The organism is Vibrio sp. PNB23_22_6, assembly GCF_052877535.1.
In genome coordinates, this window is record NZ_JBNFXP010000047.1 from 1 (window position 1) to 7,223 (window position 7,223).

Annotated in this window: 3 protein-coding genes; all 3 read right to left on the minus strand. The window is 42.0% G+C overall.

Annotation, left to right across the window (positions count from 1 at the left end; genetic code table 11):
• Positions 1-367 precede the first annotated feature (367 nt).
• Positions 368-4,996, minus strand: coding sequence for a tetratricopeptide repeat protein (locus ACVA54_RS19330; RefSeq protein WP_446649875.1), 4,629 nt, complete (start codon positions 4,994-4,996; stop codon positions 368-370).
• A 198-nt stretch (positions 4,997-5,194) separates the two neighbouring features.
• Positions 5,195-5,497, minus strand: coding sequence for a hypothetical protein (locus ACVA54_RS19335; protein WP_446649876.1), 303 nt, complete (start codon positions 5,495-5,497; stop codon positions 5,195-5,197).
• Positions 5,498-5,900: 403 nt separating this feature from the next.
• Complete coding sequence (locus tag ACVA54_RS19340) at positions 5,901-6,125, minus strand: hypothetical protein (protein ID WP_446649877.1); 225 nt, start codon at positions 6,123-6,125, stop codon at positions 5,901-5,903.
• Between the last annotated feature and the right edge of the window lie 1,098 nt (positions 6,126-7,223).

Here is a 7,223-nt window from a genome sequence, read left to right on the forward strand (position 1 = left end):
CTTTTGCTGCTCATAAGCACCTCTCTATTAGTCATTTTGTCTAACTAAAAGGTGTCTATCAAGTCGGTGGCTATTCATTAAGCGCGTAAAACCTGAACTTGTGTCGTTAAGCTCATTAAATATAAAAAAGAAAAATATCGCTTAATGAAGTGTCTTGTATTAGTGGAGCAAATCAAAAGCTCTGGTAGTGGAAAACAGTCTGTAATTCTGTTCACAGCTGTTCCCTTGCTGCGATAAGCTACTTTGGTCGAAAGAGCTTATCGCAAAGCTAGCCGTTCATTCGCTTCGTTATATTCACAGTTTAGAGTAAGTAATTATTGGTTAAAAAAACGGCTTGTAAATCCAAGAATTACGCGACATTTAATGGTTAAACTGAGGCATCAACTGCAAAAAATTCCATAAAGATGTGATACTTATCCCTGTCTAAAGGGTCACCTGAGTCTGCAAGAGCGCTGTATGCAGCTTGTTCCGCTGCAAGCAGTTCTTTGTACAAAGCTCCAAACCTTGTCGTCATGAAGGATGAAAAATCATCAACCATTGTTACGAAATTATACAAGCTATTGTCGTGATTTTGCCTAGTCGCTTGGACGTATTTCACCATCGGGTAAATGAAGTAAGTCACATCTTCTACGCTTTCTATTTCTTGGTAAGAGTAACAGTTGAAATAGTCATTATAATAGTGACTTGCATCGGCATAGTGTTGCAAACGAAGGTGATTGCTCGCGACTAAATCTAAAGAGGATAGAAAACCACTAAGCCACCGCGAAGGTTCTTGTTCAATTATATCTTTGTAAATATCGAGAGCTTTGTGCGCTAGAGCCAAAGATTCTTCATAGGAGTATTGCTCCTCTTTATAAACAGCCAGATAGTTTAATACCCTTACATACCTTTCACGCCATTGCTCAGGGTTTTGCTGATAGCAGCACTCGCAAATTTCTAAGAATTGCTCATACAGAGTAATTGCTTTTTCAAGCTGATTGTTCTGTGTATATGAGGTGGTTAAATTGTCCAAGATGGTGGTGTAGTTTTCAGCCCATTGGCTAATGTATTTCGGATTGTAGTGCTGGCCAATCACAAAGGATTGTTGAAAGTAGCGTTGGGCTATCTCAAGGGCTTGCTCTCGAAGGGTAATGGCTTTCTCAAGCTGGTTATTTTGTTTGTATGAGCCTGCCAAATTGTTCAAGCTGATGGTGTAATCTTTGGCCCACTGGTCTGGGTTTTGTTGATAGTAGTGCTCAACAATTTCTAGAGATTGCTCAAAGAAATCAATGGCTCTTTCAAGTTGGTTTGCCTTGGCGTATGAACCTGCCAAGTTATTCAAGCTAGTGGCATAATGCTGAGCCCATTGTTTAGGATTGTTCTGATAGTAGCGTTGTCGTATTGCAAGTGATTGTTCTTCAAAGACAATGGCTTTCTCTAATTGGTTGTTGTGTACATATGAGTGTGCCAGATTATTCAATCGGATGGTGTAGTCTTCCGCCCACTGGTCTGGGTTTTGTTGATAGTAGTGCTGGACGATCTCTAAAGACTGCTCATAACAGTCAATGGCTTTCTCAAGTTGGTCGGTACGTTGGTATGAACATGCCAAGTTATTCAAGCTATTGGCATAGCTTTGAGCCCAATATTCAGGATTGTTCTGATAATAGTGTTTGTTTATTTCAAGTGATTGTTCTTCAAGGGCAATGGCGTTCCCTAATTGGTTTATTCGTGTGTACAAGAGTGCCAAGTTACACAAACTAGAAGTGTAGTTGTAAGCCCATTGATCTGGGTCTTGTAAGTAATAGTGCTTGCATATTTTTAGAGATCGCTCTTGGTAATTTAGAGCTTTTTCAAGCTCGTTGTTTTGTTTGTATGAGGAAGCTAAGTCATGCAAGCTTCTTGCATAGTCTCGAGGCCATTCCTCTGAGTTTGGCTGGCGGTATTCTTTGTATATTTTGATAGATTTCTCTTGGAGACAAATAGCTTTGTCAAGCTGGTTATTTTGTTGGTATGAACTCGCCAAACTGCTCAAGCTGGCAGCGTATTCTCGAGCCCAGAAATCTGGGATGTGTTCATAGTAGCGTAGGAGCAACTCGCAGGTCGTCTCTTGATATGAAATGGCTCTCTCAAGCTTGTTGTTTCGTTGGAATAAGCTTCCCAAGTTGCTCAAGGATTTGGTTAATGCGCTAACCCAAGGATCTGAGTCTTTCTGATAATAATGTAAAGCTATCACAGAGCATTGCCTTTGTAGAGATATGGCCTTATCTAGATCGTTGTTCTGTTGGTACGAGATGGCTAGATTATAGAGACTGGACGCATACTGTGGAGCCCATCTATCTGGGTGATACAAGTAACCTTTTGCATGCACATTCATAATGACTGTCTTATGAAAAATAAGACTCGTTGTTTGCTCTTGAGTGAGCGCTTGGAAAGGATGATTAAAGAATGCCAGCGCTTTAAGTTGCGAATCCACGGTGGCAGAAATTAAGAGAATCAGTGCATCTTTTGAGACTTGATTAGCGTCTGGCAACTGACTATCGAGCAAGTAATCAAACTGTTTGTCTAAGAAGATATGCAATAATCCGTGGCTATATTGGTATTGGTCATCATGGGTGGCAAGGCGGCGTAGGATCTCATACACCTCATCGATAATTGCGTAGTGCTCGGGCTGTAAATTAACCTGCTTCTGGTTTTGTGTTATATGAGATTTTAATGACTGTAGTTTGGGCTCATTTGTCGTGGACAAAGCGTTAAGGACACACTTCACTAACTCTGATGAAAATGGTGCCCCCAGAAGTGATGAAAATAGCAAGGTATTCACAGCCGCATTGCCCATCTCACCAAAGTATATTTTTAGCAGATGTAAGCGCTCTTCAAGTACAGCATAGGCCATTAGATTAAAGCCTTGATGGGCTCCTGTTTGACTGGCATGAACCAGAGAGTCTTGATATTTCCGTTGCAGTGACTCAAAGGTCTGTTTAAGGGTGTCATTTATGTCGCTAATGTCAGGGTTAAAACGTAAAGGAGCGCTCAGGATCAGTTGTTCAAAGCGGTTTTCTCGGTAGAGCTTAGCGTCGCAAAGCATGTTTATGGTTTCGACGGCAAATAAGGTATTCACTTCTGTCGAGCTACCATTGCCTAATGTACTTACTATAGCCTCTGCAAGTTGATGGTGCTGCTGATGTGTACCAGAGATAACCTTAGCAATCAGTTGGGTTAGAGCGTGTTTATCGAATCCCGATAATGTAAGGGTATTTACGTGTAATACCGAACAATCAGGTAGCTGCCCTGCCTCGGGAGATTGGCTAAACTCATGCGCTCCTGTCACTTTGGCCGCGGTAAGCAGTGACAAAGCATGGCGGTGAAGCTGAAGGTTGGATTGCCAAGCTTTATATTGGGTAGCAGCATCACTAGGACGCAAGGTGGCGACAACGTAGATATCTGAACGTTTGAGCAGTCGAGTTAAGATATACTCACTGGCCGTATCATCTATCCATTGCAGATCGTCAATGAACAAGATGATTGGCAAAGGTTCGGAGTGGATTTTGGTCAGTAAAGTGATCGCGGTATCTAGCTTGTTAAATTGGCGCTCTTTTTCATCTTGCTGCTTATTGTCGAGACTCTGCATCCCCATATCTTGCAGTCGATTAAGGTTGCCATCGGTTTGTATACGCTGGTATCCGGCATCAATAATATTTAAGGCTTTATCTGCGCCTGAGAGGAGGAGTCCAGCGGCATTAAATACTGTCTCTTTTGAGTGCAGGTTTCTGAGAAAACCCAGTGTCTTTTCTTTGAAGTTTCTGTGATGGTGAAGCCGTTTCTCTTCTTCAATGATGCTTTTTTCTAGTGAGCTTAACCCTGTATTACTGGAGCTGTGCCCTACCTCATTTAGCAAAGTTAACACGATAGCAGGACTGCTTTTCGTAATGGTCTTAATATGTTGATTAACGAGTGCGGTTTTTCCGATGCCCGGCTCTCCAGCAATCACAGATAGTGTCGTTGGGACTCGAGTAACGTATTGCCTATTCAGCGTATGTAGCTCTTCTTGTCGTCCAATAAATAGGGATGATTTGACTGCGAGATTAGGGATGTCGCTACTTGGTCGCTCAAGCATCGCGTAACGTTGAACAAAACGGCGTTGGTCAGAAAGTAGTTGTTGTTTAATGGTTAATTCTGGGGCTACTTCCTGATAAAGATCAAACGAGGGATCGCTGTAAGTATAAACCACAGACAAACCAATGTGCTGGTCTTGCTCTTTTTGGTTTTTGGCGTAAGAAAATAGTAACGATAATATTGCGATGGAACTACTATCCAACCGATGCGGGTTATTGATATAGATTAATTTTGGGGAATCGATTGCGATGGCAAGCAGCAGTTTGAACGCTAGCTGGAATAAGTCAATGTTTTCGCTGGCGGAAAATTGATTGGACAAGCGATTTAGCTCGCTTTTTGCTCCAATCGAGAGGAAAAGATTCTGCTTACTTATGTTTGCAATTAAGTCACCGAGTGTTTCACTACTGCAATCATGAAGAATGCCTTCAGCATTACTTAATAGCTGCTCTGAAACGCCCACATTATCAAGCACTACTTTAGAAAATAAGGAAGAGAACTCTCCGCCAATCTCATCAAGAATAAAACTCAATCCGTTATCAAGGTGGTTACTCAATAAATCTCCCAGCATTCCTCCAGTGGCAACCGATGCCGCGCCTTTGAGCGATTCTTTTAAAACGGCAAGGTTTTTGATCTCTTTAAGCTCACTACGCAGTTGTTCTAGCAGTTGGTCGAGCAAGAAAAACTGGTCATCTACGTGGGCATCATCTCCATCAAGCAAAACAATTGAAGTTTGATTTTTAAGGTCTCGATCAAATACAGACTTTGCAAGTGACAGGGGAGCCGTAGCTTGTTGGTCTTGGGTAAGCGCATTGATATCGGCGTGGCTCAGTTCGATTAATAGCGGGGTATGCTGTGCTTTGAATAGATCGCTGTAGTAGTTTTGTAGATGATCAATGTGAGACATTCTTGTTACTTTCCGTGTTAAAGCTTTTAGGAATCGATTGAATAGTAATGTACATGTTATCTGTATGATTTTAAATATAAAAAGTGTTGTTCATTGGTGTGGCCGGACTAGACGATTTCTCGACTTTGTTGTAAGGGACGGTGCGCAGAGAGAGGCATTATTAATTCGGGACAACCACCCAGGTGGGCCTGCTGAGGATTAAAACAGATGGGGGTAACGCTGCTCAAGCAGTGTAAGCTCGCGTTCTTCAACTTCTAATAGGCTATGCTCATGTTGTTTCTCATAGAGATAATCAATAGCACTCCCCAATATAAACTCTGCTGTTAACCCACTAACCAAAAAATGCGTATCGCAATAGTGTTGAACTCGCTCTTCAACTTCGCCCATGTAAGTTATGGGGCTTGGGAACAAGCAGTACAAAGCTTCAAAATCGTAAGGAGAAACAACCACTGGGCGTTCTACCTTGCCGAGTACCACACTGATTAATCCTTTAAATGTCATGCTAAAACCCCTATTTAGCCCGTCACATCGACATAGTGACTTAAAACTAGTTGCTTGATTGCAACAGTTCGCACCGCTTACACGCCATCTGAATCAAACACCTTTTACTATGCTTGTTTACTCCACAAACTAATTGTCCTTTTGCAGCTTACAGGGCGCGGATACAGCTCAATAGTTGAGGGGTAACCCCTTTCTCTGGTGGTGATTTTAGGTGGCGCTTTTGTTGATGTGCAAGCTGCCAATTAACTTGATTGCCACCACAGCACCACCATTGTTTTACCCCCAAGGTTTCCGCATGTATAAGCATTCTAGCTGTAATGCTGCGACTACCCATTCTTAGCTTTCCTCGCCAATCGATATTAAGAGCTAAGGTTGAAGGGCTAAAAATCTCTCGTTCTCGAACCTAATCGTATGCTTTAAACGGCTCGATGGGGCAAATCTTTAAACGAGCATTCAAAGCGGCTGTTTCAAGCAATCGTGCGGACACCTCATTGTGAGGTAGGCTCTCAATAATGTTCATCGGTTGGTAGCTCATAGTAAACGCCAAGTCATCAAAAGAGACTTGGTTTGCTTCAAGGTAACGTTTTGAGTAGAGAAGCCCAACTACATCTATATACAGTACTGTCACATCAATTCCTTATGCTCAGCCCTCGCCAGATATTGCTTTAATGCATGTTGGCTCCCAGAGCTTAGGTCTAGAAGCAGGTGATTCTTGAGGTAAAATTCAACGGCATTCAAACTTGGCTTCTCTATACAGAAGGATTTGTATAGGATTTTGTAAAACAACCAACTCTTGAATTCTACGATGACCCAGAACAAAGACATCGAGGCTGTAAGTCCAATAAACCACTTGAGATCGACATTTAATGATATGGCGCTCAAAATAAGTTGAGTAAAGCAGTATAAACCGGACGAGAAGCTCGCGATAAAGCCGAGGTTACATAATCGATTAACCCACGTTGGGATTTCTGCCTGTTCCATGATCATATGAAGGTGCTTCACTTCAACTCTCACTATTTTCCATCACCCCAACAGTTAATTAGATACTAAAGTAATTGATTCGTAAGCAACTTTATCAGTCAAGTCTCGAAGGGTCACGAAGCAATGGTGACAAAAGCTAGTTAGGTTTGCTAGAACATTGAAAGCATTTAGGTGATGTTTATCCAATGATAAGGTCCTATCGAAGAGTTAATGGACTTTTTTGGATAATAACAAACGATTTATCAAGAGCTGTAGAATAACCATACGAATGCGTCGTTATTTGATCACAAGAGGGCGTCACCCAGTGTTTATCAATACAAAAAGTATTCCGAAGGCTAAATCTCCGCCTAAGTACCTAACTCAGAAATGTCCAAGGAAGTGTTGACGTCGATCTCAACAAACTGCAGATGGTCAAGAAATTGTGGATGGTCAAGAAATTCAGTAATGACCCCGTTGAAGCCACTCCGAGGCTCATTGTGTATTTTGTGATCACCAAGCGAATTAGTAGCCCCAAAAACACGGTTTTCGTCTAAAAACTTCAAAAGAGTGACGAAAAACTTGTACAAGTAGATGTTACGTCCTACATTTAATTTACCTACCCGCCATATTGGCTACTAGAAGAGCAATCTCTTCCTTTCTGCAAGTGGATCAACACCGTTGCGTCTGTCTCAACACCGTTGCGTCTGTCTCAACACCGTTGCGTCTGTCTCAACACCGTTGCGTCTGTCTCAACACCGTTGCGTCT